The following is a 25224-nucleotide window of genomic DNA, read 5'->3' as shown; positions in this document are numbered from 1 at the left end:
ACAACATGGACCCGGCAGTCGGGAGAGATCAGTAATGGGTGACCTATATGGGTGACAAGGCCCCTTTCGCCGTTCGCCATGAGTATCACTTTGGCGATCGTCTGGTGCGCTGCTACGCGTCCAGACCGGCCAATCTGTTGGCTTCCTTTCGCCGTGCCGTGAGTCAGGCGCCGAACAAGGAGTGTCTGGTCTGCGATGGCCAGCGGCTCACGTATCGGGAGGCCAATCGGCGTGTGCAACATATCGCGGCCCAGTTGGCGCGGCGTGGCGTGGTAGCCGGTGACCGGGTCGCCTTGCTGATGGCCAACAGCAACGAGTTCGTGTTGGCGCTGCTGGGAGCGTTGCGGCTTGGCGCCATCGTGGTGCCGGTCAATATCCGGGAATCGAAATCCGGGCTCGCCTACATCCTTTATCATTGTCAGGCCAAGGCGCTGATTCACGACCATGCCCAGAGCGACAAGGTCAGCGGCCGCGAGACCTTGCCGGCGCTGGCTTTCCGTTTCGTGGTGGGAGATCGGGTCGCTGGCACCGAGCCTTTCGAGGCTCTGTTGAAAGAGGGGGCGCCGCGTCTGCCTTTGCCCTCCCTGCAAGAAGATGATACCGCCATTCTGCTGTATACCTCGGGCACCACCGGGCGCCCCAAGGGAGTACGCCTGACCCATCTGAATCTGCTGCACAGCCTGATCCACTTCGAGCAGTCCATGGCGCTTGGTGACGATGAGCGCTCCTTGTTAGTGGTGCCGGCGAGTCATGTCACCGGTGTGGTGGCCGTGATTCTGACCCTGTTCCATGTGGGCGGGTGCGTGGTGATCCAGCGGGAGTTCGACGCCCAGCGTTTCCTGGCGCTGGCTGATCGGGAACGGATCACGCACACGGTGATGGTGCCCGCCATGTACAACCTCTGTCTGCTGAGGGCGGACTTCGATCAATTTGATCTGTCCGCCTGGCGTTTGGGCGGTTTCGGCGGCGCGCCCATGCCGGAGGCCACCATCAGGCGGTTGGCTGACCGCTTGCCGAACCTGCGGTTGGTTAACGCATACGGGGCCACCGAAACCTGCTCACCGGCCACCATCCTGCCATTGGGTGAGGCTGCTCGGCGCGCCGACAGTGTCGGCAGGGTAGTCACGTGCGGTGACATCAAGGTGATGGACTCCAATGGCCGCGAACGGCCGCCGGGCGAAGCTGGCGAATTGTGGATCGCCGGCCCCATGGTGACGCCGGGATATTGGAACAATGCGGAGGCGGATCGCGCGGAATTCGCCGGTGGCTACTGGCGTTCCGGTGACATCGGTTCGGTGGACGAGGAAGGTTACGTGCGTGTGCTGGACCGCAAGAAGGACATGATCAATCGTGCTGGCTACAACGTCTACAGCGCCGAGTTGGAAGGGCTGCTGCAAGGGCTCGACGGGGTGATCGAGAGTGCCGCGGTGGCTCGGCCCGACCCGGTGCTGGGTGAGAAAATCCAGCTGTTCGTGGTCAGTGACGACCCGACGCTCAGCGCCGCCCGGCTCAAGGCCTACTGCGCGGAACATCTGGCCGATTACAAAATCCCTGATTTCATCGATTTTCTTGAAGAGCCGCTGCCCCGTAACGCCAATGGCAAGGTGTTGAAAGCGCAATTGAGGCAGCGTCTCGGCGATACCCAAACGGCGTCCGGCTAGGCCACGGCGGTTCACCGCAACCGCCGGAGGATGGTTCCTGCGCTCCCAACATCGACACGGATAAGCCGGTTGCGTTGCCGGGGAGGACATCTTTATGCGCATGGTACGTTTGCTTCTGGTTATGGCACTCACGGCGATATCGGCGGTGTCCGCCGCCGCGCCGCTGAGAATTTCCGCCGGCATGGGGCAGCAGCACTTCTGGGTCGGCCAGCACATGGACCCGTTCGTGGACGCCATGGAAAAGGAAACGGACCTTTCCTTCGTACGTTTCTATTCCGGTTCCCTGGTGACGCCGGGACGGGAGTGGGATGCACTGAAGACGGGCACGATTTCGGTGGCCGCGCCACTGCTGGCGCCCTACCACGAAGGCAGTTTCCCACTGTCCGATGTGACCCAGTTGCCCACGCTGAATACCACTTCGGTGATGGTCACCAAGGCGCTTCAGACGCTGATGGACTCCGATCAGGAACTGGCGGACGGCAAGACCTTTTACCAGTATGAGTTGGCCAGCAAGGGGCTGCGCGGCTGGCCCCTGGGGGCCACTTCCGCGTATTCGTTATCCACCATCGGCAGGGTGCTGGATTCTCCGGATGACCTGAAAGGCGCGCCGATCCGTGCCGGTTCCGCGCTGCACACCATACTGCTGCAGGAACTGGGCGCGACGCCAGTGACCATGACCAGCGCCGACTCCTACGAGGCGCTGTCCCGCAAGACGGTGATTGGCACCATCCTGTCGGTGGCGGATTGGCCGTCGTACTCGTTCGAGGACCTGCTCAAGTACACCATCACCGGCATTTCCATGGGACATTGGGAAAGCTACCTGGCGGTCACCGACCAGACCTGGAACGGATTGACCGAACAACAGCGCGCCACCTGGGACCGGGTGGCGCGGCAAATAGCTCTGGATAACGCGGCCCATATTGACCAGCAGGAAGAGGCGGTGCGGGCCAGAACCCAGAAGGCGGGCGCCACCTTCGTGGAATTGAGCGAGTTGTCCGATGACATGGCCCGGCATCTGCAGGATGCCGCCAGCCGTACCTGGATTCGCTGGATCGAGCAGATGGAGCAGGCCGGGCATCCGGGTAAAGCCACCGCGCGCCTGTGGGCGGAGCTGATTGAAGAGCAGGGCGGCACCATTCCGCGGAGTGCCGTGGATTACCTTGAGAAGGATTGAGCCGGTGCCATGTCGAATACGCAGATAATCTGGATGGTGCTGGCCTGGTTCGCCGCCTTTCTGGTGCTTGGTCAGAACGTGGCCACGGTGCTGTTTGGCGCCGGCATGCTGGGTATCGTGCTGGTGGTCGGCGTCGATGTGCTCGGCGGGATTCTTGGTTCCGATACCTTCTACACCGCGTCGATTTACTCCCTCTCGATCGTGCCGCTGTATTTGCTGATGGCTCAGTTGCTGTTGCGCGGCGGCGTGATACGGGATCTGTTCGCGGTGGGCCACAGGTTGTCGGGTTATCGGCGCTTCCCATTGGGCGTGGCGACCATCGTCACCGGCTCGTTACTGGGCGCGGTGTCAGGTTCCGGCGCCGCCAGCTCAGCTTCGTTGGCCTCCCTGGCCTCGCCGGAGCTGGAAAAACTGGGTTACACCCGGCGTTTCTCGTTGAGCCTCTCGGCGGTGGCCGGCTCGCTGTCGGCGATCATTCCACCGAGTTTGATCATGATTATTTATGGTTCGCTGGCGTCGGTGCCCATCGGTCATCTGTTCATCGGCGCGATCGGGCCGGGGCTGTTGTGCATCGTGATCTATATCATCTGTCTGCGACTGTTTGGCGAATTGCGCGAGGGCGCGGTGGATGGTCAGGCGCCGGAGCAGGCGCCGCCCTCCGGGGAAGCCCGTCGCAGCATGACCGCTTTTTTGTTCGTGGTGGCACTGATGCTGATTGTGTTTGGCGGCATCTACGGTGGTGTGGTGACGGTGGCGGAGGCCGGCGCACTCGGCGCCTTCACCGCCATGGCCGGCATGATGTTGATGAGAAGGGTCAATGTGCGCGGTTTGTTCGAGGCGCTGGCGGAGTCCGTGAAGGTTACCGCCACGTTGATGATGCTGGTGCTTGGCGCCAAGATTTTCGCCCGCTTTCTGACCTTTTCCCGCTTGCCCAATGAGCTGCTGTCACTGATGGATCCGATACTGGGGCATCCCAATGTGGTGGCGGCGATCCTGATGGCGGTGTTTTTTCTCGGTGGCATGTTCCTGGAATCGGCGGCGGTGATCGTACTGTTGGTGCCGATCATTTTGCCGTTATTGCAAAGTGCCGGCATCGACCTGTTGTGGTTCGGGGTGATGGCGTCGTTGATGATCGCGCTGGGACTGCTCACGCCCCCGGTGGGGTTGGCCACTTTCGCCGCCGCCAGCGCCGGCAACTATCCGGTGGCGCGGGTATTCCGGTCCGCCAGCCTGTTCGCGCTGGTGGCCGGCGTGGTGCTGACTGTTCTGCTGATCAGCTATCCCGCTCTGATTACCTGGCTGCCACAGCAAATTCGCTGAGCCGCGCGAGAGGAGAAACCATGGTGTTCTGGAAAGCCATTGACCGGTTGGAAGGTGGTCTGGCCTCGGTGGGCGCCGGCCTCTGCCTGTTTCTGATCATGATGATCACGGTGATCGGCGTGCTCGGTCGTTACTTATTGGGGATGGACCTGATTCCCGGTGGTTACAACATGATCGAACGTATGCTGTTTCCCCTGTTGGTGTTCTGGGCGGTGCCGCTGGGGCATCGGCAGGGCACCTTTCCCCGCTTCGATATTCTGGCTGACAAGCTGTCGCCGGGATGGGCGCGAGCGGTGGCGGTGCTGGTGCTGACCGTGGAGATCGTGATCTTCGCCGTATTGCTCTGGTATCTGTGGCAATTCGCCTGGGATGCGGCGCAAAGCGCCCGGCAGATGCAGATCGGTACCCGCTTGTGGCCGGTATGGCCGGTGATGTTGATGATGCCGCTGGCGTTCGCGCTGATGTTGCTGGAGATGGTGCGGCTATGGTGGGAGGCCCTGGCCGGCCGCCAAGCCGGCGCCGGTGATGTTGAGACCAGTGGCTAGAGGAGGCGGTCCGCTTCGCGGCGGGCCCGCCAATCCGCGTGCCGCTCAGAACGGGCGGCTCATGGCCAGGCGCAGGGCGAATCCGATCAGAACAGTGGCGAACAGGCCGCGCTGAAGCCGCTGCGCCCAGGGGCGATGTTGCATCCACAGGCCGAGTGCGCGGCCGCCGGCGATATAGAGCAGGTCAAACAAGACGCCGAGGCCTACCAGAATCGTCCCCAGCACTAGAAACTGCGTGCCCACTGAGCCGTTGTCGATATCGACGAACTGGGGCAGCAACACGGAGCAGAACAGCAGCGATTTGGGATTGGTGAAATTGGTCAGCAAGCCACGCCAGGCCGCCGAGCGATAGGCTCGGGGCGGGCTCCCCAGTAGCGCCGCCGAATCCTCCAGCGACCAGGATGAGGCACGGCCGATCTTGATGCCGAGCCAGACCAGATAGAGTACCCCGATCCAGCGAACCAGCTCGAATAGCCACGGTGAGGTTTTCAGCAACGCGGCCAGACCGGCGGCCGCCATGACCACATGGGTCCCACGGGCCACCGCCAGCCCCGCCGCAGTCGCCAGACCCTGGGCGCGCCCCCTGACACTGGCGGTCTCCAGTACCAGAACCAGGTCCGGACCGGGTATCAGATAAGCCACCACCAGGGCGCCGATAAACATTTCAAGATGGGCCATGCTCAGTAGGGTCCGAGTGCTTTTCCATGGCACTAAAGGGTACGGGCTCAGTGGATGGGCCGGATTGCGTTTTGGTGGGTGATGGCGCCGTATGGTGGCATATAATGCTAATGGCCAACCTGAAAGGAGCTATTTATGCCAGAAATGAAATTGGACAATCTGGACCGGCGGATTCTGACCGCGTTGCAGCGGGACGGCAGGTTGAGCAACGTTCAGCTGTCCGAGGAGGTGGGGCTATCGCCGTCACCCTGTTTACGCCGGGTTCGCCTACTGGAGCGAAGCGGGATCATTCGCGGCTACCGCGCCGAGCTGGACCGCGCCGGGGTGGGGCTGGGGTTGACGGTTTTCGTCGGCATCAAAGTGGGGCAGCACGATGACGAGGCGGACAGCGCCTTCCGCGGCGCCGTGGCGGATCTGCCGGAGGTGGTGGCCTGTTATCTGCTTTCCGGAGAGTCGGACTTTCTGCTGCAAGTGGTGGTGCCGGATCTGCCCGCCTACGAACGGTTTTTGCGCGGCACTTTGCTGAAACTTCCTGGTGTCATCGATATCCGCAGCAACTTCGCCATTTCCACGGTCAAGCGCGAAACCGCTTTGTCGCTGGCGCATCTGCCGGGGGCGGCGGGATGATGGGACGGAGGGGCCGGAGCCCCTCCTGATCATAGTCCTTGGAACTCGGCGATCTCATCCAGTGGCGCCCGTTTGGCGCGCAGCTGATTCACCTCCGCGCTCTCGTCCCGGTAACCAATGGCCATACCGGTGAACAGCATCCACTCATCCGGCGTCTGCAGGAATTCGCCCAGGGTTTGCGGATACAGCGACCAGCATTCCTGCGGGCAGCTGTCCAGACCGGCTTCACGCAGCAGCAGCATCACCGATTGCAGGTACATGCCCAGGTCCGACCATTGCGGCGGCCCCATGGTGCGGTGCACATAGCAAAACAGGGCCACTGGTGCTCCAAAGAACTGGAAGTTGTTGGCGAACCAGCGTAACCGTGCCGCCTTGTCCTCGCGGGGAATGCCAAGCAGGCCATACATGTCCTCGCCGACCTGAAAACGCCGGTCCCGGTAGGGGGCGGTCAGGTTCGGCGGATAGACGTCGTACTCCCTGTTTTCCCCACCAGGTGAGTCTTGCAGGCGCTCACGCATGATTGCCTTGAACTGGTCCAGGCGCTCGCCCCCCACCACATAAAGGTGCCAGGGCTGCAGATTGCCTCCGGACGGGGCCCGGGTGGCTTTTTCCAGAACGGCGCGCAGCAGGGCGCCGTCCACCGGACGATCCTGAAAAGCGCGGATCGAGCGCCGGGATTCCAGTGCCTCACTGACGGTTTTGGCATCGGTCATCGGGCATCACTCCTTAAACGGCGGTTCGCTCTGCCATTCGAAGCAGTCGGGCATGTCGGTGGAAACACGGTCGGGGAAGTTCGCCGGGCGTTTTTCCAGGAAGGAATTGACTCCCTCCCGCACGTCCTCGGAGCCGCCCCGGGATTTCATGGTCGCGCTGTCCAACCGGTGGGCTTCCATGGGGTGGGAGGCGCCGGCCATGCGCCAGATCATCTGCCGCATGGCGGCAATGGACACGGCGGAGGTCTGATCGGCGAACTCGCGAGCCAGTTTCACGGCCTCGCCGTACAGCTCATCGGCGGGATGCACGGAACGCACCAGGCCACGCTCCTTCGCTTCCTGAGCGTTGAAGACGCGGCCGGTGAAGCACCATTCCAGCGCCGAGGAAATGCCCACCACCCGGCTCAGGAACCAGGAAGACGCCGCCTCGTTGACGATGCCCCGCTTGGAGAAAACAAAGCCGAAACGGGCGTTGTCGGCGGCGAGCCGTACGTCCATGGGCAACTGCATGGTGATCCCGACACCTACCGCGGCGCCGTTGACGGCGGCGATCACCGGCTTGAGGCTGCGGTAGATACGCAGGGCGACCTGGCCGCCGCCGTCACGGTGAGCGTCGTCCGGGTTGGCGCCTTCGCCGCCGCGTTTCTTGTAGTCGAAGGTGTCGCCGCCGGAGGCCAGGTCGGCGCCGGCGCAGAAGGCACGGCCCTTGCCGGTGACGATCACCGCGCGCACCTCGTCGGTGGTGTCGGTGAAATCAAAGGCGGCGATCAGTTCGTCCTTCATCTCCCGGGTAAAGGCGTTCATGCGGTCCGGGCGATTGAGATAAAGGGTGGCGATACCGTCATCGACGGTCAGTTCCAGAGTTTGAAAGGAAGGAATTTCCATGGTGGCTCCCGAGTACAAAAAAAGGTAAAGGACGGTCAGCCCGCGATCATCGCGGAAGCGCCGCCGTCCACCAGCAAAAACTGGCCAGTGGTGTGCTTGCCGGCGTCCGAAGCAAACAGAAGCGCCACGCCCTTGAGCCCTTCCTCGTCACCGATCTGGTTGAGGGGGACCCGCCGTGCCAGGCCTTCGTCGCCGTGCCGCTCACTAAGGTAGCGGGACATCTTGCTGGGGAACACCCCCGGGCCGATGGCATTGACGGTAATATTGTAAGCACCCCATTCCGCCGCCAGGGCCCGGGTGAAGGTGACCACCGCGCCCTTACTGGTGCTGTAGCCCACCGCCTGCATCAGATCACGGTTGCCACCGAGCGCGGCGTTGGAGGCAATGTTGACGATGCGGCCGTAGCGGCGCGGGATCATGCTCAGGCGGCCGATCTCCCGGGTTAGCAGAAACAGGTTGCGAACGTTGAGGGTCATCACCTTGTCCCAGCCGTCCATGGGATAGTCCTCCGCCGGAGCCCCCCAGGTGGCGCCGGCGTTGTTGACCAGAATGTCCACATGGCCGAGTTCCTTGACCGCCTGCTCCGCCAGACTCAGCACATGCGCCTCCTGGGAGAGATCGGCCGGCAGCAGTAGCACCTCGACACCCCGTTGGCGCAGATGTTCGGCGGCTTCCTCCAGTTCTTTGACCTTGCGGGCACTGATCGCCACGCGGGCCCCGGCTTCGCCGAGAGCCTCCGCCATCTGCAGGCCGAGACCACGCGAGCCGCCGGTGACCAGGGCGGTTTTGCCGGTGAGATCGAAAAGGGCTTGGACGGTACGTACGGGCTGCTCGCTCATGGCAGGGCCTTCTCCGCTGTGCTGGACATGGGGGATACAGATTCACGACCCCGGTGACAGGCGGCAATCGTCGGTTAGGACGAATCGTCTTTTCGGACGACGCCCGCCAGGGGGCTTCCCAACGATGATGCGGAGCCACTTCATTTGGCCTGCAAGGAGTCACCATGACCAGCGAAGCGCTTGTCGATTATCGGGTGAACGGGGCCGTGGCGATCGTCAAGATGAACCGCCCGGACGCCCTCAACGCCTTCAATATCCCCCTGCGCGAGGCCCTGTTGGCCGCACTCAACGAGGCGGAGCAGGACGACCGCGTCAAAGTGGTGGTGCTCGGTTCCACCGGTCGTGCCTTTTCCGCCGGTGCCGATCTGATGGAGTCGCCGGAAAACAAACCCAGCGTGATTGAAACCCTGTTGGATGGTTATCGGCCCTTGCTGGAGAAAATCTCCACCCTGCCGCTGCCGGTTATTGGCATGACCCCCGGGGTAGCCGCTGGCGTTGGCGCGGCGGTATTGATGGCCTGTGATCTGGTACTGATGGCGGAGGAAGCCCGGATATACATGGCTTTCAGCCACATCGGGCTGGTTCCCGACGGCGGTGCCACCTGGTTTCTCTATCAGCACCTGGGTTACCAGCGTGCTTTCCAGTTGATTGTCGAGGGCGGCAGTCTGGATGCTCAACGCTGTCTGGCGCTGGGTATCGCCAATCAGGTTCTGCCGGTGGATCAGCTCGAAGCCCGGGCGCTGGAATGGGGTGGCCAACTGGCGCAACGCTCTCCTTTGGCCACCGCCGAAGCCAAGCGTCTGCTGCGCGCGGCGGCCACCAGCAGCTACGCGGAAACCTATCAGCAGGAAGCGGTGGCGCAACACCGTTGTATCGCCAGTCCGGAGTCGAAGGCGGCGGTGGAAGCCTTTAAAGCGAAGTCGAAGAAATAGGTGCCACTCAGCAAATCGTCTGATTCGACGACGTTAATCCGGTTGGCGGGTTCCTAGAATTTTTACGCAACATTAAAAATTGCTCCCCGCGATTTTTAATGTCCGCCGCCGGAATCTGAGTCCCGGTGGCGGTTGAACCGGGGTCGCGGACCCAATGAGCAGCCAGCATGGGGATCTCATGGAGTTAAACCAAGAAAACGTGGGTAAGGCGCTGCAGGCATTGTCCTCGCGTCTGCTGCCCGGTGCCGCGATTGACAAACTGACCCGGCTGACTGGTGGCGCCAGCCAGCAGATGTGGTCCTTCAATCTGGTCAGTGACGATGATGTGGAGCCGCTGATTCTGAGAATCGCAAGCCCCATGAACGGCTCGGATTCCACCACGCTGACCATGGACCAGGAAGCGCGTCTGCTGCGGGAAGTATTGCGCCATGATGTGCCGGTTCCCATCGTGCGTTACGAACTGAAGGCGGAGGATGACCTGGGTGTGGGCTATATCATGCGTCGGGTCGACGGGGAAACCCTGCCGCAACGAATTCTGCGCGACGAGGCGTATAGCAACGCCCGCTCGGTGTTGGCACGCCAATGCGGACAAGTAATGGCGGGCATTCATCAGGTGCCCTTGGACAAAGTGTCATTCCTGCGCCAGCGCACCGCCGAACAATTGATTGACACCTACTACCAACGTTACCAGGCCTGCGGCGAGCCGCGCCCGGTCTTCGAGCTGGCGTTTCGCTGGTTGCGCGACAATCCGCCCTCCGAGCCGTCTGAACCCTGTCTGGTTCATGGCGATTTTCGGAACGGCAATCTGATGGTGGATCGCAACGGCTTGCGTGTGGTGCTGGATTGGGAGCTGTCTTATCTCGGTGACCCGATGGCCGACCTGGGCTGGATTTGCGTCAACTCCTGGCGCTTTGGCAACAGTGCGCTGCCGGTGGGTGGCTTCGGCACCCGGGAGGAACTGTTCCAGGGGTATCAGGAAGCCAGTGGCCGCCGGGTGGATCCGGGCCGGGTGGCGTTCTGGGAAGTGTTCGGTGTTCTCAAATGGGGCGTGATCTGCCAGAAGATGGCCCAGGCCTTCATCAGTGGCACCGACCGCACGGTGGAGCGGGGCGCCATCGGCCGTCGTGCTTCGGAAACCGAAATAGATTTGTTGACCCTGTTGGCGCGCTGAGCGCCTGTCCAAGGAGCGACCGATGCAAGATTTGCCCAAGGATCCCGACCTGCTGGCGGTGGTGGCGGAGTTCCTGCGCCGTGAAGTGATGCCGGCGGTCAGTAATGGTCTGGCGTTCCGCGTGCGGGTGGCCGCCAATGTGGTGGATATGGTCCAGCGGCAATTGACCCGGCCGGAGAGTGTGGCCGAGGAGGAACAACAACGGCTGCGTGACCTGCTTGGTGAGGACGGTGAGGTCCGGCTGTTGACCGAACGTCTTTGCGACGGTATCGCCAGGGGCGAATTCACTCTGGATACCCCGGGACTGGCCGACTTTCTCTGGTTTGTCACCATGAACAAGGTGGCGGTGGACCAGCCCCGTTATTCCGGCTACCTCAACGCGCTGGACAAATAGGGTGTACGGGCACCGGCGCGCCGGCGATGGCGGCCCGAGCGGAGCCCGCCCACAAAACCCACGAAGGAGGGTGTGATGGATTTCAATCTGCCGGCGGAGTTGACCGCCTACCTGGAAGAGCTGGACGCCTTCATCGAGGCGGAAATCAAACCGCTGGAAAATCAGGACGACAACATTCGCTTCTTCGATCATCGCCGGGAATGGGCGCGCACCGATTTCGATAACGGTGGTCTCCCCCGGGAGGAGTGGGAAGCGTTGTTGATGGAGGCACGCCGCCGCGCGGACCAAGCCGGTCATTGGCGTTTCCCCTTACCGAAGCAATATGGCGGCAAGGACGGCTCCCACCTGGCGATGACGGTGATCCGCGAGCACCTGGCGGCGAAAGGCCTCGGTCTGCACAACGATCTGCAGAACGAACACTCCATCGTCGCCAACAACCCCTTCGTCTTGATGTTCCGGGACTTCGGCACCGCCGAGCAAAGCGACACCTTTATCCATGGCATGCTCAATGGTGAACTGAAGCTATCCTTTGGTCTCACCGAGCCCAATCACGGTTCCGATGCCACCCACATGGAAACCCGCGCGGTGAAACAGCAACGGGACGGTGTCGATGGTTGGCTGATCAACGGCGAAAAGATGTGGATCACCGGCATGCACACGTCCACCCACTGCCTCACGTTTGCCCGCACCAGCGGCAAGGACGGTGACGCCAAAGGCATCACCGCTCTGCTGGTGCCCTCGGACACGCCAGGGTTGAAGGTGGAGGAATACCTGTGGACCTTCAACATGCCCACCGATCATCCGCGCATCAGCTTCACTGATGTCTGGGTGCCGGCGGACACGCTGTTCGGCGAAGAGGACAATGGTCTGGCGCTGGCTCAGCATTTCGTTCATGAGAACCGTATCCGGCAGGCCGCTTCCAGTCTTGGCGCGGCGGTATTCTGCATTCAGGAAAGTGTGCGTTATGCTCGCGAGCGTAAACCGTTCGGCGAAGCGCTGGCGAAGAATCAGGGCATTCAGTTTCCGATGGTGGAATTGCATACTCAGACGGAAATGCTGCGGCTGCTGATTCGCCACACTGCCTGGCAGATGGACCAGTTGCCCAAAGTGGAAGTGGAGAAACAACTCTCCGACAAAGTGGCGATGTGTAATTTCTGGGCCAATCGGCTGTGCTGCGAGGCGGCGGATCGTGCCATGCAGGTCCACGGTGGTATGGGTTACTCCCGGCATAAGCCGTTCGAACACATTTATCGGCACCACCGCCGCTATCGGATCACCGAAGGGGCGGAGGAAATCCAGATGCGCAAGGTGGCGGCTTATCTGTTCGGTTATCTGGGGCCCAACCGCTGGCGTGATGAATAAGGAAACGGTCATGGATTACAACTCGATCCAATTGCAACGGGACGGTGCCATCGCGGTGCTGAGCCTGCATCGCCCTAAAACCATGAACGCGTTGGCGACGGAGCTGCAAAAGGAAATGCTCCACGCCCTGGCGGCGATTGAACAGGACGATGGCGTGCGTGCGCTGATTGTCACCGGCAGCGGCCGTGCCTTCTGCTCCGGCGCTGATCTGGGCACCATGGCGCCGGCCAGCGACGAGTCGGTGGGCACGCGAGTGGCGCGCATGATGCGGGAAACCTCGGTGCCCCTGATCCAGGCGCTGCGCCGCTGCCGGGTGCCGGTGGTGTGCGCGGTGAATGGCGCCGCGGCGGGGGCGGGAGCCAGCCTCGCGCTGGCCGGAGACGTGGTGGTGGCGGCGCGATCCGCTTATTTTCTGTTCCCTTTCATTCCCACCCTGGGCATCCTGCCGGACCTGGGTGCCACCTGGCACCTGCCGCGTCTGGCCGGTTCCGCCCGTGCCATGGGGGCAACCCTGCTGGGGGAGCGTATTCCTTCGGAGCAGGCGGAGCGGTGGGGTATGATCTGGGCCTGCTGTGAGGACGAGGCGCTGGAGAAAACCAGCCGCGAGCTGGCCACACGCCTGGCGGCCTTGCCCCGGGGCGTTGCTTTGGAGGCCCGTCGCGCCCTGGACTCCGCCCAGCACAACACCCTGGATCAGCAAATGGAGCTGGAAACCCAGGGGCAACAACGATTGATCGATAGCGATGCCTTCCAGGAAGGCGTCCAGGCCTTTCTGGAAAAGCGCAGGCCGAACTTCGATTGATTCGCCGCCGGTGACGATGTCGGCACGGTCGGCATCGTTCCTCTATCCCTTTCTCCGGTTGGAGTCACACCACGTGAAAACACAACCCTGGCAACGGGACCCCGAAGCCTACGATTTTCAATTCACCATCACGCCGCTGTTCTTTCATTTGGATGTGGAGCGGCATGTCAACAATGTGGCGGTACAGAGCTTCCACACCGAGGGGCGACTGCGTTACCTGATGGAACTGTCAGGTGCCGATGGCATCTGGTGTTCCGACCAGGTGCTGCTGCGCCCGCGCCGTACCGTGACCCAGTTTCTCGAGGAAACCCACTACCTCACCGACGTGCGGTGCGCGGTGAAACTGGTGGCGGTGGACAAGGACGCCTGCCGTTTCGTCATCGCCCTGTTCCAGAATGGAGAGTGCACCAGTGTGCAGGACTGCCTGATGGGCGCCTGGCGTGACGGTCAGTGGCAAGCTTTGCCAGCGGCGCTGTTCGATACCTTGAGTGCCCGGCTCGGAGACGTGCCGGAACTGGCGCCCTGGCCGGATTTCGACGCCGGCCCGGAGACGGATCGGGGGTACCCGTGCCGGACGCCGCTGGAGCCGCGCTTTATCGATCAGGACACCGACCGCCGGCTGGGGGAGCTGACCATCGCCCGTTATCTGGAACAGTCCCGGGTCAGCTCTCTGGACGCCATGCGTCTGCCTGGCCTGGGCTTGCTGGTGGCGCGCATTGATATTCACTATCTGGACTGGCCGGCGCCCCTGCACAGCGCTTCACTGGCCACCGGGATTGCCGGTTTCGGCAACAGTTCCTTCCGGGTACACAGCGGTGCCCGTGTCAACGATGTTCTGGTCGGTGCCTGCGAAAGCGTGATGGTGTTGATGAACCGCGAACAGCGGCGGCCCACTCAGATTGATGAGGCCATGCGGGAAGCGATGGCGGGGTCGCTCGTGCAGGGTTGAAGCCCGGATATTCCACGTACATGCAACACGCCTATTCGCGAGCAAGCTCGCTTCCCACAGCGGCTTCGTAGCTCCTGTGGGAAGCGAGCTTGCTCGCGAATAAGGCGTGCCGGCGTGCCAATCAGTCGTCCTTTTCGACGATGCGCACCGGTTCAACCAGTCGCACCATGAATGTCCTTTGATAATGGTGGTTGGTGAGGAGGACAGCATGTCGGGACCCCTGAAAGGTTTGAAAATCATCGAGATGGTGGGCATCGGGCCGGGCCCGTTTTGCTCGATGATGTTCGCGGACATGGGCGCGGAGGTGATCCGTATCGACCGCCCCGGACGCGGCGAACCCGGCTCCGCCCGGTTCGATGTGCTGGCCCGGGGGCGGCGTTCCCTGGCACTGGATTTGAAGAAACCCGGCGCCGCCGATCTGGTGCTGGACCTGGTGGAACAGGCCGACGTGCTGATCGAGGGCTTCCGCCCCGGGGTCATGGAAAAAATGGGGCTGGGACCGGAAGTCTGCCTGCGCCGAAAGCCGTCCCTGGTATTCGGCCGCATGACCGGGTGGGGTCAGTTCGGTCCGCTTTCCAGTGCCGCCGGCCATGATCTGAATTACATCGCGCTGACCGGAGCATTGCACGGCATTGGTCGTGCCGATGGCCCGCCGCCGCCGCCGCTCAATTACGTCGGTGACTTTGGTGGCGGCGCCATGATGCTGGCCTTCGGTGTTCTCGCCGCCGTTTACGAATCCCGTGCTTCCGGCCAGGGGCAGGTGGTGGACGCCGCCATGACCGATGGCGCCGCGTTGCTTTCGGCGATGATGTACGGCATGAAAGCCGCCGGTGCCTGGCGCAACGAACGCAGCGCCAACCTGCTGGACGGCGCCGCGCCTTACTACGACACCTATCAATGCGCCGACGGCAAGTTCGTGGCGGTGGGCGCCATCGAGCCGCAGTTCTATGCCGAGTTGTTGAAACGCGCGGAAATCGACGATGCGGAATTCGAAGCACAGAACGATCGTGAGCGCTGGCCGTCTCTGAAGAGCAAGCTGACCCGGCTGTTCGCCAGCCAGCCCCGGGACTACTGGTGCGAACGGCTGGAAGGCAGCGATGCCTGTTTCGCGCCGGTGTTGGATTGGGAGGAGGCGCCGCAGCATCCGCACAACCGCGCCCGCCATACCTTCATCACCGTGGACGGTGTGGTGCAGCCAGCGCCGGCGCCGCGTTTCAGCCGTACTCCGCCACCGGCGCCACGGGCCCCTTCCGCCCGTGGACAGGACAGTGAAGCGATACTGTCGGATTGGGGCATCGACGAGGCCCGTCAGACCGGGCTGCGCGAAAGCGGCATTCTTTAAGACCGTGCGGGTTCCAAGCAGAGGCGTTTATGAGTGAGTCCCTGATTATCGAGGAACGGGATGGCGTCGCCTGGGTGACGCTCAATCGTCCCGAGCGATTGAACGCGCTCAGTCGTGAACTGATCCGTTCCCTCAACCGTTACTTCATCGAACTGTACCACCGTGACGAGATCCGCGTGGTGGTACTGCGCGGCGCCGGCCGTGCCTTTTGCGCCGGTCTGGACCTGAAGGAACGCCACGATGGCCCCACCGAGCGTCAGGTGCGGGAGGTGCTCAACGGGCAGCGTGAAGTGCGCGACATCATGGTCAACATGCGCCGCTGCCCGCAGCCGATCATTGCCCTGGTGCAGGGCAGCGCCAGCGGTGGCGGTTTCGCCCTGGCGCTGGCCAGCGACATCCGGTTGATCACGCCGGACGCCCGTTTCAATGCCGCTTTCATTCGCATCGGTCTGGGCGGCTGCGATGTCGGTGTCAGCTATTTTCTGCCACGCATGGTGGGCAGCTCGGTGGCCGCTGAATACCTGCTCACCGGCCGTTTCATGGACGCTGACCGTGCTTACCAACTGGGGCTCGCCAGCCGTGTGGACGACCTGCCGGCACTTGAGTCGGAAGCCCGTTCGCTGATCGATGACATGCTCGCCACCACGCCGCTGGGCCTGCGTTTGACCAAGGACGCCCTGGGGCTGGCGGTGGATCTGCCCAGCCTGGAAGCGGTGGTGGCGCTGGAGGATCGCAATCAGGTCCTGTGCGTGAAAGACGACAATTTCGCAGAAGGGGTGGCGGCGTTTCTGGAAAAACGTCCGCCCCGGTATGCCTGATCCGGAGGAAATAACCGTGCAAGCCAGTGATTTGATGTTTCGCCCCGATCTGCTCAAAGGCCACCGCATTCTGGTGACCGGTGGGGGTACCGGCCTGGGCCGGGAAATGGCCGAGGCTTTGCTGATCCTCGGTGCCCGTGTCTATATCTGCGGCCGCCGTGGCACGGTCCTGGAAGAGACCGCGAAAGCATTGATGGACGCCCATGGCGGCACCGTGGTGCCGGCGACCTGTGATATTCGTGACGCCGACGCCATCGAGGCGATGGTCGATACCATCTGGAAGGACGGTGGCGCTCTGACCGGATTGCTCAACAATGCCGCCGGCAACTTCATCAGCCGCACCGAGGACCTGTCCAGCCGCGGTTTCGATGCCATTTCCAGTATCGTGTTTCGTGGCAGCTTCCTGGTCACCCAGGCCTGTGGCAAGCGCTGGCTGGCGGAAGGCGTCAGTGCGTCGGTGGTGTCCATCCTTACCACCTGGGTGTGGAACGGCTCCCCGTTCGTGGTGCCTTCCGCCATGTCCAAGGCCGGCCTTCACGCCATGACCCAGTCGCTGGCGGTGGAATGGGGCAACCGCGGGTTGCGTTTCAACGCCATCGCACCGGGTCTGTTTCCCACCGAGGGCATGAGCAAGCGGCTGGGGCCGCTCGGAGGCATGCAGGTGCGGGGGTGTCCCATGGGACGTCCGGGCAGGATGCCGGAACTGGCCAATCTGGCGGCGTACTTGCTGGCGCCGGGTTCCGAGTACGTGAACGGCCAAACCATCGCCATCGATGGCGGGCGTTATCAGGCGGACGGTGGTAACTTTGCCGAACTCGCGGCCTGGGGCGATGAGGAATGGCAACAGGCTCGCGAAGCCATTACCCGCCAGAACGAAAAGGATAAAAAACAGCGTTCCTAGGCGTTGGCGCCGCAGCCCTGAACAGATTCCAAGGAGAGACCATGAGTGACGTGATCCGTGTGATCGAAACCGAGACGCCCGGGGTGGTGGAGGTTCGCCTCAACCGGCCGGACAAGCACAATGCGTTGAACAGCGAGCTGTTTGCCGCCCTGGCCGGGATGGCGGAACGGCTTTCCGCCTGGCGGGGGCTGCGCGCCGTGGTGCTCAGCGGTGAGGGCAAGAGTTTTTGCGCCGGGCTGGATATGGAAAATTTCTCGCGCATGGCGCAAGGCAGTGGCGCCGGTGTCGGCGGCCGCAAAACCCTGGCCGAACGCACCCACGGTGACAGCAATCTGGCCCAGTACGCCGCCATGGTCTGGCGCGATGTGCCGGTGCCGGTGATCGCCGCGGTCCAAGGCGTGGCCTTTGGCGGTGGCCTGCAAGTGGCCCTGGGCGCGGACCTGCGCCTGGCCCGCGCCGATTCCCGCTGGTCGGTGATGGAAATTCAGTGGGGGTTGGTGCCGGACATGGCCGGCATGGTGTTGATCAGTGAGCTGGTACGGCCGGATCGGGTGCGCGAACTGTGCTATTCCGGCCGTATTTTCGATGGTGAAGAGGCGGCGGACCTGGGATTGGTGACGCGGGTCTGTGAGTCTCCCCGCGAGGACGCTCTGGCCATGGCCCGGGACATCGCCGGCCGTAACCCTCATGCGGTGCGTGCCATGAAACGCCTGCTCAATCAATCCGCCATGCCACAGGAGCAGACCGCCCGGGTGCTGCTGGCGGAATCGGTGGAACAGGATGCGATCATCGGCCAGCCCAACCAGGTTGAAGCGGTTTATGCCAGAATGGAGAAGCGCGCGCCGGTGTTCCGTGATCCGGAGTAGTCGCTGACAGGCGACGCCAGCTTGGGCGCTCCACGGGCCATTGCTGTCCCACCGTTGTGGAACGGGCCGCTAACACGCAACACGCTGGCACGCCAACACGCTTTGAAAACACTCGGGCATCCCGGGGTTGCTTTGAATTCGTGTCCCCAAGGCCGGCAAGAGGGCCTTGGGTTTGGCGTGCCGGCGTGTCAGCGTGCCAGCGGATTGTGGGACACTAATGCTCCACGGAGCACGATAATTGGGTGAGGAAAGACCGGTGAACCTGTTCGAGGATCCGGAGGCGCCCCGGCGCTTTCTGCGTGAACTGTTCGACGCGGCGGTCCTCGCCGCGCAACCGGAACACTGTGTTCCGCCCTGGCTGCCGGAAGACGATGGTGGTCCGTTGCTGGTGCTCGGTGCCGGTAAGGCGGCGGCGGCCATGGCGCGGGCGGTGGAAGCGCATTGGTCCGGCCCACTCACTGGTCTGGTGGTGACCCGCTATGGCCACGGTTTGCCCACCCGCCACATCGAAGTGGTGGAGGCCGCGCATCCGGTGCCGGACGAAGCCGGGGAACGGGCCGCCCGGCGTATTCTGGAGTTGGCACGGGCGGCGGGACCTGGAGACCGGGTGCTGTGCCTGATCTCCGGTGGTGGTTCGGCACTGCTGAGTCTGCCCGCCGCGGGGCTGTCCCTGTCTTGCAAGCAAGCGCTTACTGGTGAGCTGCTACGCTGCGGCGCCGCCATCGATGAAATCAACACGGTGCGCAAGCATCTGTCGGCGATCAAGGGCGGGCGCCTGGCCGAGGCGCTGGCGCCCGCCGAGTCTCATACCCTGGTGATCTCCGATGTGCCTGGCGATGACCCCAGTGTCATCGCCTCCGGCCCTACCGTGGCGGATGCTTCCACCTCGGCGGAAGCGCTGGCGGTGCTGGAACGCTACGGTATCGAGGTTCCGGAGGCGGTTCGCCGTCACCTGAACAGCCCGGCATCGGAAACCCCGAAACCTGGTGCCACCTGCTTTCAATCCGCTCGCCTCAACTGCATCGCCACACCGGCGCTGAGTCTGCGCGCCGCTGCCCGGCGGGCGCGGGAGCAAGGGGTGGCGGCGGCGGTGCTGTCCGACCGTATCGAAGGTGAGGCGCGGGACATTGGCGTCCTGCACGCGGAGTTGGCTCATCAGGCCCGGCGTGGCGGCGGGTTCGGCGGTTTGCGACTGCCCCTGGTGTTGTTATCGGGCGGCGAAACCACGGTCACCGTGACCGGCAAGGGGCGGGGCGGTCGCAATGCGGAGTTTCTGCTCGGGGCGGCTTTGAATCTGGACGACGTGCCCGGCATTCACGCTCTGGCTGGTGATACCGATGGTATCGACGGTACCGAGGATAACGCCGGCGCAGTGTACCACCCCGGTTTGATGGCCGAAGCCCGGACACGCCAGCTGGATGGTCACCAGGCGCTGGCCGACCATGACGCCTACGGCTTTTTTCAGGCCCTGGGCGGCCTGGTGGTCACCGGCCCCACCCATACCAACGTGAATGACTTCCGCGCCTTTCTGGTACTGGGGTAGCTGGCGGTCCACTGTTGCCCCGCAGCTTTGGACCTGCCCGTTTACAATGCTCATTCGCTGGCAAGCCAGCTTCCCACAGCGGCTCAATAGTCTCTCTGTGGGAAGCTGGCTTGCCAGCGAATACAGCTGTGATGGTCCGGCCTCCCGAATTTGCGGAGCCCCCGTGGCTCACCGCCCTCGATTCAACCGACGGTGGCTCTAAACCACCCCGGCCTTGCGGGCGATGGCCACCGCCTCGGTGCGGTTGCTGGCGTTGAGCTTGGCATTGATGTTGCGCAAATGAGTACGGATGGTGCTGTCGGAAACAAACAGCTTTTCCGCCATGGCGCTGTTGGAATGCCCTTCCGCGAGCAGCTTGAGCACGCGGATTTCCTTGCGTGTCAGTGGTTCGGGCAGCAGCAATGCCTGTGCGTCTTCCACCGGTGGGTAAGCGTTGAAGACGGTGGGACCAAACCCTTGCAGCAGCTGCTGCAGGTATTCGGCGAACAGAGGCTCGCGGCGATCCTGTTTCCGTTCGAGCGTATCGGACTGCAGATGCACCACCAGCGCGCCCACCCGTGGGCCTTCGTCCAGAATCAGACGGAAATAACCTTCGCGGCAGGCTTCCTTGAGTACTTTTTCCATTTCTTCCAGGGCGCCGCGCAACTGTCCTTTGCGCTGCAGCGCCACCGCCAGGAACAGGCGCAGCTTGCAGGCGCGGCGGTAACGGGAGTCGTTCACCGCTTCGGCGATCGCCTGGCGCAGCTTCTCCACCGCGATACTGGCGTCGCCGACCAGACTTTCCCAACGTAACCGGCCGATTTGCGCGGTTTCCAGATCGTTGGCCAGCAGCCGCAGTCCCTTCACCCGGTCCCATACCTGCGGGTCGTCGGCCCGCTCCAGCTCGGCCAGGGAAGCCTCTTCGTCGCCCTGCAGCAACATCAGGTGGGCCCGTTCCAGGCGCGCCGTGGCGACCACGCGGGGCTGTTGGCGTCGGTGTCCGGTCAGTTCCAGGGAGGCCAGAATCTGGAACGCCTTATCCAGGTCCCCCTCATGAAAGGCGATACGGGAGAGCATCACGTCGCCAAGGATCATGTGATCCGGCAAACCAATATCGCGCACCAGCGGCACATAGACGTTGAGCAACCGAGCCGCCTGTGGCAGATCATTGGATTCGTAGACGGCGCTGGCATGCAGTACGCCGGCCCAGGCATTGCCGGTGGTGCCGCTGAAGGAAAAGGCGCCACGCGCCCGGGTCATGCCCACCGCGAGACGGAAGCGGGCGGCGGCCTGGCGCTGGCGGCCTTCCTGCAGATCGATGATGCCTTCCACGGATTCGGAATACATGGCGTTGAAGGCGCTTTCGTAGACACCCTGGACGTCGCGGGCACCGTCCAGTAACTGCCGGGCTTCCTGATACTCGCCCATCACCGAATAGGCATTGGCCACGGTATTGACCAGCGCGGTGTCGGCGAAAGGGTCGCCATTGGGCAGTTGCTTCAAGGCTTCGCGGCCGATCCGGTAGGCTTCCTCGAAGTCGTCCATGATCGCCAGAATGGACGGGCGCAGCGCCAGCACATGGGGGCGGATTTGCGGATCGCGGGAGTTTTCCAGGCCGGTACGCTGCAGCAAATCCATGGCCTTGCGCGGGCTGGATGTGAAACACAGAGCCCAGACATGGATCGCCTGCAGCAGCGGAAAGCCATCCAGGCGCCCCGCCGGGATGGTGTCGAACCAGCGCGCCAATAGACGCATGCGTCCCTGGGCCAGCAGCTCTTCACCGTGCACCGCCAGCAGTTCCAGAGCGCGGCGGTAATCCTTGCCCTCCAGGGCATGATCAATGGCCGGCACCGGGCGGTGCTGGTCCTCGAACCAGTGTGAGGCGGCACGGTGCAGATAAGGGACTTCCTGAGGCAGGTGTTGCTCCAATTGCGCGCGCAGGAAATCGGCGAACAGGCTGTGATAGCGGTACAACCGTTCCTGGCCTTCAATCGGCACCAGGAAAATGTTGGCCTCGTTGAGCAGGTTGATCAGTGATTCGCTGTCGGTGTCCGGCAACAGGGCGTTGCACAATGGCACGCTCATGTAGCGCAGAATGCTGGTGCGCAACAGGAAATTCCTGACCCGCGGTGGTTGCTGAGAGAGCACGTCCTCGGCCAGATAGTGGGCCACCGCGCGATTCTCGCCGGAGAAGCCGGCAATGAACTCCGCCGGTGCCGGATGGTGCTCCAATGCCAGGGAGGCGAGCCAGAGCGCCGCCACCCAGCCTTCGGTTTTGTCGTGGATATGGCCGAGGTCGTCCAGTGACAGCGACAGTTGGCGGCAGCCATTGAGAAAATGATGGGTTTCCTCCTTGGAGAAACGCATCAGCTCGGAGTCGATTTCCAGCAACCGTCCACGGGCGCGCAGTCGGCCCAGGCCCAGTTCCGGCACGCTGCGGGAGCCGATCACCAGACGACAATTATGGGGCAGGTGATCAATGATTTCTCGCACCAACCCCAGCACGGTGGGCTCGTGAATCCGTTCGAAATCATCCAGGAACAAGGCGAAGGCCGCATGTTCGGCGGCCAGACTGGTCACCAGCTCCAGAGCGGTGTCGCCGGGCGACTTGCTCGAATGCAGGCCGCGCTCCGGCTCCTGGGGCAACGCCATCATCGAAGAGATCGCCGCCTCGACACAGGAGAGAAAGCGCTGGATGTCGTTGTCGGCATCGTCCAGGGTCAGCCATGCGGTGGCCACACCCTCGGATTCAAACCGTTCCAGGCATTGCGCCATCAGTGTGGATTTACCGAAGCCCGCCGGCGCCTGGAATAACACCAGCTTGGCGGCGCTGGCGCCCACCACGGAGTCACGGATGCGGGTACGGGTAACCTGTGAAGAATGCGACGTGGGCGGGCTCAGCTTGCTATTGAGCAACGTCCTCGTGGAAAGCAGATAGCTCGACGTCTTCATGGAAGCCTACCTCAAGGGTGAACCGAGCCGATGCAACCATCGGTTCTTGTTGTTATGGCTTTATTGCTGCCAGGGCACAGTGCGGGTGAAACGCGGTGAGCAGAGAGTCGAGCGGCTCCCGAGCCGATCTTGCCGCTCTCTGGTACCTGCTACCTTCCGGCTGATTCTTGCCAATTCCCGCACCTACCAAAGGGTATCCTGAAACCTACAGCCGTGGGAGCTTATGTTCAAGCCAGTGCGGTTACTTGTAGGGGGGTGGCAAGGGGTTGTCAATGAACCGGGTCAGGTGGCGAGATTTTGCCAACCTGAACCGGCAGTTTTCGCCAGGGATCAGACGGGAAAGCCAGGGCCTTATTTCTGTTTATTCCATAAATATCAAAGGCCTTGCACTGTTTCGTCCATTTAGACGATATCCAGTGTCGGTGCACTCTCCTAGCCTTTTAGAGCCTGAACAGGCAGGCAGCGGCGCGGTCATGCCGTGGTATCGAAAAGAGAACGAACGTACACCGTCAGAGCCTGAATAATTCCTGGAATTTCAGTGGTCATTGCGATGCAGTGTTCTCGGAACCGCTCCGGCGCCGTTGCCATTCCTTATATGAGTTAATTGAAGGATTTCCTATGAAACTGGATTCTTCCGTGAGCGCAGTGATTACCGGTGGGGCTTCCGGCCTGGGGGCGGCCACTGCCCGGCGTCTGGCCGCCCATGGGGTGCGGGTGGCGCTGTTCGACGTTAACGAAGAGCAGGGCGAGGCCCTGGCGGCCGAACTGGGCGGCGTGTTCTGCAAGGTGGACGTCACCGATGACGCGTCCGTGGACCAGGGCTTCGAAAAGGCCCGTGCCGCCATTGGCCAGGAGCGCATCCTGGTGAACTGCGCCGGCATCGGGGGTTCCGCCAAGACCGCCGGCCGGGACAAGAAAGACGGCTCCACCAATCATTATCCGATCGACCAGTTCAATCGCATTGTCCAGATCAACCTGGTCGGTTCGTTCCGCTGTTCCGCCAAGGCGGCCAAGGGCATGTTGTCCCTGGATCCGCTGGAGCATGGCGAGCGAGGAGTGATGATCAACACGGCCTCGGTGGCCGCTCAGGATGGTCAGATCGGGCAGACCGCCTATTCCGCCTCGAAGGCCGCCCTGGTGGGCATGACGCTGCCCATGGCCCGTGATCTGATGAGCGAGGGCATCCGTGTCAACACCATCATGCCGGGAATCTTCGAAACCCCGCTGCTGGCCCGTTTGCCGGAAAACGTGAAACAGTCCCTGTCCGCCTCGGTGCCGTTCCCGAAACGGCTGGGCAGCCCCGATGAATTCGCCCAGTTGGCGGAAACCATGATCGTCAATGGTTACTTCAACGGTGAGAGTGTGCGCCTGGACGGTGCCATCCGCATGGCGCCACGGTGAGCCGGCAAGGGCGGGAAAATCGTCGCTTCGGACGGTGCTCCCGCCCGGCCACGCTTTGAGAATTCAATCAATCGGTGCCGTTCGTATCGGGCGGCACGCCGCAGGAAGGATCAAAACATGAGTGAAGCCTATATCGTTGCCGCGGCCCGCACCGCGGGTGGCCGCCGCGGCGGCCGTCTCTCCGGCTGGCACCCCGCCGATCTGGCCGGCCAGGTGCTCAATGCCCTGCTGGATCGCGCCGATGCGGACCCGGCTCTGATCGAGGATGTGATCATGGGCTGCGTCGGCCAGGCTGGTGAACAGTCCAACAACGTGGCCCGTAACGCGGTGCTGGCCTCGCGCCTGCCGGAATCGGTGCCGGCCACCTCGGTGGACCGTCAGTGCGGGTCCTCCCAACAAGCATTGCATTTCGCTGCCCAGGCGGTGATGTCCGGCACCCAGGACATCGTTATCGCCGCCGGCGTGGAATCCATGAGCCGGGTTCCCATGGGGTCGCCGTCCTCTCTGGCGCGTCAGCAGGGGCTCGGGCACTACTTCAGCCCGGCGATGAAGGAACGCTACCCGGATATTCCGGATTTCAGCCAGTTCATGGGCGCTGAGATGATGGCCGAGAAGTACGACCTGGCCAAGGACGAGCTGGATCGCTTTGCCCTGCTTAGCCATGAGCGTGCCAGGCGTGCCACCGAGGCTGGTGACTTCAAGGACGAAATCGTGCCGCTGCCGGTTCGCAGCGTCGATGGTGCCGGTGACGGCGAAACCCATGATGTGGATGAAGGCATTCGCTTCGACGCCACTCTGGAAGGCATTCAGAACGTCAAATTGCTGAAGGAAGGCGGGCGTATCACCGCCGCCACCGCCAGCCAGATCTGTGACGGTGCGTCCGGTGTCATGGTGGTCAACGAGCGTGGCCTGAAAGCCCTTGGGCTGGAGCCCATGGCCCGCATTCACCATTTGACCGTGATCGGTCACGATCCGGTGATCATGCTGGAAGCGCCGATTCCAGCCACCGAGCGGGCGCTGAAGAAAGCGGGCATGAGCATTGATGACATCGATCTTTTCGAAGTCAACGAAGCCTTCGCGCCGGTACCGCTGGCCTGGCTGAAAACGCTGGGCGCCGACGCCGACCGCCTGAACGTGAACGGCGGCGCCATTTCCCTGGGGCACCCGCTGGGCGGTTCCGGCACCAAGCTGATGACCACGCTGTTGCATGCTCTGAAAAAGCGCGACAAACGCTATGGTCTGCAGACCATGTGTGAAGGCGGCGGTCTGGCCAACGTGACCATCGTCGAGCGCCTCTGATTCCGGACGCGCTGATCTCCCCGCGGGCCGGGGTATGCCGGCTTGCGGGGTCCGTTCGGTGGACGAACGGT

Annotated in this window: 23 protein-coding genes; 18 read left to right on the top strand and 5 right to left on the bottom strand. The window is 62.8% G+C overall.

Annotation, left to right across the window (positions count from 1 at the left end):
* Window positions 1-47 precede the first annotated feature (47 nt).
* From A6D6_RS13115 to A6D6_RS13100, 4 genes are all read left to right on the top strand, one after another.
* Window positions 48-1661: a class I adenylate-forming enzyme family protein gene (locus A6D6_RS13115; RefSeq protein WP_159660973.1), complete on the top strand. Its 1614-nt coding sequence runs from the start codon at window positions 48-50 to the stop codon at window positions 1659-1661.
* Between the two features lie 94 nt (window positions 1662-1755).
* Window positions 1756-2835 carry a TRAP transporter substrate-binding protein DctP gene (gene dctP / locus A6D6_RS13110; RefSeq protein ID WP_159660972.1) on the top strand — a complete coding sequence of 360 codons (1080 nt, stop codon included), beginning with the start codon at window positions 1756-1758 and terminating at the stop codon, window positions 2833-2835.
* A gap of 9 nt (window positions 2836-2844) precedes the next feature.
* The gene (locus A6D6_RS13105; RefSeq protein WP_159660971.1) at window positions 2845-4155 is read left to right on the top strand and encodes a TRAP transporter large permease; all 1311 of its coding nucleotides are present in this window, start codon (window positions 2845-2847) and stop codon (window positions 4153-4155) included.
* Between the two features lie 20 nt (window positions 4156-4175).
* Window positions 4176-4700, top strand: coding sequence for a TRAP transporter small permease (locus tag A6D6_RS13100; protein ID WP_133489847.1), 525 nt, complete (start codon window positions 4176-4178; stop codon window positions 4698-4700).
* A gap of 45 nt (window positions 4701-4745) precedes the next feature.
* Here the strand turns inward: A6D6_RS13100 and A6D6_RS13095 are convergent, their stop codons facing one another.
* Complete coding sequence (locus tag A6D6_RS13095; protein ID WP_133489848.1) at window positions 4746-5378, bottom strand: LysE family translocator; 633 nt, start codon at window positions 5376-5378, stop codon at window positions 4746-4748.
* A gap of 135 nt (window positions 5379-5513) precedes the next feature.
* On the opposite strand from A6D6_RS13095, the gene A6D6_RS13090 reads away from it, so the two are divergent.
* A complete protein-coding gene (locus A6D6_RS13090; protein ID WP_133489849.1) occupies window positions 5514-6005 on the top strand; it encodes an Lrp/AsnC family transcriptional regulator in 492 nt (163 codons plus the stop codon).
* Between the two features lie 29 nt (window positions 6006-6034).
* Here A6D6_RS13090 and A6D6_RS13085 read toward each other — a convergent pair whose 3' ends face one another.
* From A6D6_RS13085 to A6D6_RS13075, 3 genes are read right to left on the bottom strand one after another with little or no spacing between them, the layout of a single operon-like run.
* Entirely contained in the window at window positions 6035-6718 is a 684-nt protein-coding gene (locus tag A6D6_RS13085; protein WP_133489850.1) for a nitroreductase, read from the bottom strand.
* 6 nt (window positions 6719-6724) lie between these two features.
* Window positions 6725-7603, bottom strand: coding sequence for a crotonase/enoyl-CoA hydratase family protein (locus A6D6_RS13080; RefSeq protein WP_133489851.1), 879 nt, complete (start codon window positions 7601-7603; stop codon window positions 6725-6727).
* 35 nt (window positions 7604-7638) lie between these two features.
* Complete coding sequence (locus A6D6_RS13075; RefSeq protein WP_133489852.1) at window positions 7639-8442, bottom strand: SDR family oxidoreductase; 804 nt, start codon at window positions 8440-8442, stop codon at window positions 7639-7641.
* 164 nt (window positions 8443-8606) lie between these two features.
* Here A6D6_RS13075 and A6D6_RS13070 point away from each other — a divergent pair, with 164 nt between their 5' ends.
* The 11 genes from A6D6_RS13070 (at window position 8607) to A6D6_RS13020 (ending at window position 19522) form a co-directional block, all read left to right on the top strand.
* Entirely contained in the window at window positions 8607-9374 is a 768-nt protein-coding gene (locus A6D6_RS13070; RefSeq protein WP_133489853.1) for an enoyl-CoA hydratase/isomerase family protein, read from the top strand.
* Between the two features lie 178 nt (window positions 9375-9552).
* Entirely contained in the window at window positions 9553-10545 is a 993-nt protein-coding gene (locus A6D6_RS13065; RefSeq protein ID WP_133489854.1) for a phosphotransferase family protein, read from the top strand.
* Between the two features lie 22 nt (window positions 10546-10567).
* Window positions 10568-10939 carry a DUF6285 domain-containing protein gene (locus A6D6_RS13060; RefSeq protein WP_133489855.1) on the top strand — a complete coding sequence of 124 codons (372 nt, stop codon included), beginning with the start codon at window positions 10568-10570 and terminating at the stop codon, window positions 10937-10939.
* A gap of 75 nt (window positions 10940-11014) precedes the next feature.
* A complete protein-coding gene (locus A6D6_RS13055; protein ID WP_133489856.1) occupies window positions 11015-12301 on the top strand; it encodes an acyl-CoA dehydrogenase family protein in 1287 nt (428 codons plus the stop codon).
* A 10-nt stretch (window positions 12302-12311) separates the two neighbouring features.
* Window positions 12312-13103, top strand: coding sequence for an enoyl-CoA hydratase-related protein (locus tag A6D6_RS13050; protein WP_159660970.1), 792 nt, complete (start codon window positions 12312-12314; stop codon window positions 13101-13103).
* A gap of 73 nt (window positions 13104-13176) precedes the next feature.
* Window positions 13177-14052, top strand: a complete 876-nt coding sequence (locus A6D6_RS13045) for a hypothetical protein (RefSeq protein WP_159660969.1) — start codon at window positions 13177-13179, stop codon at window positions 14050-14052.
* Between the two features lie 208 nt (window positions 14053-14260).
* Complete coding sequence (locus A6D6_RS13040) at window positions 14261-15394, top strand: CaiB/BaiF CoA transferase family protein (protein ID WP_159660968.1); 1134 nt, start codon at window positions 14261-14263, stop codon at window positions 15392-15394.
* Window positions 15395-15423: 29 nt separating this feature from the next.
* Entirely contained in the window at window positions 15424-16212 is a 789-nt protein-coding gene (locus A6D6_RS13035; RefSeq protein WP_133489860.1) for an enoyl-CoA hydratase/isomerase family protein, read from the top strand.
* Between the two features lie 16 nt (window positions 16213-16228).
* A complete protein-coding gene (locus A6D6_RS13030) occupies window positions 16229-17113 on the top strand; it encodes an SDR family oxidoreductase (RefSeq protein ID WP_159660967.1) in 885 nt (294 codons plus the stop codon).
* 41 nt (window positions 17114-17154) lie between these two features.
* On the top strand, window positions 17155-17979 hold the full coding sequence (locus tag A6D6_RS13025) for a crotonase/enoyl-CoA hydratase family protein (protein ID WP_159660966.1): 825 nt from the start codon (window positions 17155-17157) through the stop codon (window positions 17977-17979).
* Window positions 17980-18217: 238 nt separating this feature from the next.
* The gene (locus A6D6_RS13020) at window positions 18218-19522 is read left to right on the top strand and encodes a glycerate kinase type-2 family protein (protein ID WP_236564101.1); all 1305 of its coding nucleotides are present in this window, start codon (window positions 18218-18220) and stop codon (window positions 19520-19522) included.
* Between the two features lie 198 nt (window positions 19523-19720).
* Here the strand turns inward: A6D6_RS13020 and A6D6_RS13015 are convergent, their stop codons facing one another.
* Window positions 19721-22453 carry a winged helix-turn-helix domain-containing protein gene (locus A6D6_RS13015; RefSeq protein ID WP_159660965.1) on the bottom strand — a complete coding sequence of 911 codons (2733 nt, stop codon included), beginning with the start codon at window positions 22451-22453 and terminating at the stop codon, window positions 19721-19723.
* 618 nt (window positions 22454-23071) lie between these two features.
* On the opposite strand from A6D6_RS13015, the gene A6D6_RS13010 reads away from it, so the two are divergent.
* Both A6D6_RS13010 and A6D6_RS13005 read left to right on the top strand, forming a co-directional pair.
* Window positions 23072-23854: an SDR family NAD(P)-dependent oxidoreductase gene (locus A6D6_RS13010; protein ID WP_133489864.1), complete on the top strand. Its 783-nt coding sequence runs from the start codon at window positions 23072-23074 to the stop codon at window positions 23852-23854.
* A gap of 117 nt (window positions 23855-23971) precedes the next feature.
* Entirely contained in the window at window positions 23972-25153 is a 1182-nt protein-coding gene (locus tag A6D6_RS13005) for an acetyl-CoA C-acetyltransferase (RefSeq protein ID WP_133489865.1), read from the top strand.
* Window positions 25154-25224 lie beyond the last annotated feature (71 nt).

This window comes from Alcanivorax xiamenensis (assembly GCF_009846745.1).
In the GTDB taxonomy this organism is placed as follows: Bacteria; Pseudomonadota; Gammaproteobacteria; order Pseudomonadales; family Alcanivoracaceae; genus Alloalcanivorax; species Alloalcanivorax xiamenensis.
This window is presented reverse-complemented; position numbering and strand designations above follow the sequence as displayed.

Coding starts and splice junctions, on each gene's coding strand:
- dctP (WP_159660972.1), top strand. CDS start 1,756: ATGCGCATGGTACGTTTGCTTCTGGTTATGGCACTCACGGCGATATCG.
- A6D6_RS13050 (WP_159660970.1), top strand. CDS start 12,312: ATGGATTACAACTCGATCCAATTGCAACGGGACGGTGCCATCGCGGTG.
- A6D6_RS13010 (WP_133489864.1), top strand. CDS start 23,072: ATGAAACTGGATTCTTCCGTGAGCGCAGTGATTACCGGTGGGGCTTCC.
- A6D6_RS13115 (WP_159660973.1), top strand. CDS start 48: ATGGGTGACAAGGCCCCTTTCGCCGTTCGCCATGAGTATCACTTTGGC.
- A6D6_RS13065 (WP_133489854.1), top strand. CDS start 9,553: ATGGAGTTAAACCAAGAAAACGTGGGTAAGGCGCTGCAGGCATTGTCC.
- A6D6_RS13060 (WP_133489855.1), top strand. CDS start 10,568: ATGCAAGATTTGCCCAAGGATCCCGACCTGCTGGCGGTGGTGGCGGAG.
- A6D6_RS13040 (WP_159660968.1), top strand. CDS start 14,261: ATGTCGGGACCCCTGAAAGGTTTGAAAATCATCGAGATGGTGGGCATC.
- A6D6_RS13090 (WP_133489849.1), top strand. CDS start 5,514: ATGCCAGAAATGAAATTGGACAATCTGGACCGGCGGATTCTGACCGCG.
- A6D6_RS13085 (WP_133489850.1), bottom strand. CDS start 6,718: ATGACCGATGCCAAAACCGTCAGTGAGGCACTGGAATCCCGGCGCTCG.
- A6D6_RS13070 (WP_133489853.1), top strand. CDS start 8,607: ATGACCAGCGAAGCGCTTGTCGATTATCGGGTGAACGGGGCCGTGGCG.
- A6D6_RS13095 (WP_133489848.1), bottom strand. CDS start 5,378: ATGGCCCATCTTGAAATGTTTATCGGCGCCCTGGTGGTGGCTTATCTG.
- A6D6_RS13035 (WP_133489860.1), top strand. CDS start 15,424: ATGAGTGAGTCCCTGATTATCGAGGAACGGGATGGCGTCGCCTGGGTG.
- A6D6_RS13100 (WP_133489847.1), top strand. CDS start 4,176: ATGGTGTTCTGGAAAGCCATTGACCGGTTGGAAGGTGGTCTGGCCTCG.
- A6D6_RS13105 (WP_159660971.1), top strand. CDS start 2,845: ATGTCGAATACGCAGATAATCTGGATGGTGCTGGCCTGGTTCGCCGCC.
- A6D6_RS13080 (WP_133489851.1), bottom strand. CDS start 7,603: ATGGAAATTCCTTCCTTTCAAACTCTGGAACTGACCGTCGATGACGGT.
- A6D6_RS13075 (WP_133489852.1), bottom strand. CDS start 8,442: ATGAGCGAGCAGCCCGTACGTACCGTCCAAGCCCTTTTCGATCTCACC.
- A6D6_RS13015 (WP_159660965.1), bottom strand. CDS start 22,453: ATGAAGACGTCGAGCTATCTGCTTTCCACGAGGACGTTGCTCAATAGC.
- A6D6_RS13055 (WP_133489856.1), top strand. CDS start 11,015: ATGGATTTCAATCTGCCGGCGGAGTTGACCGCCTACCTGGAAGAGCTG.
- A6D6_RS13005 (WP_133489865.1), top strand. CDS start 23,972: ATGAGTGAAGCCTATATCGTTGCCGCGGCCCGCACCGCGGGTGGCCGC.
- A6D6_RS13025 (WP_159660966.1), top strand. CDS start 17,155: ATGAGTGACGTGATCCGTGTGATCGAAACCGAGACGCCCGGGGTGGTG.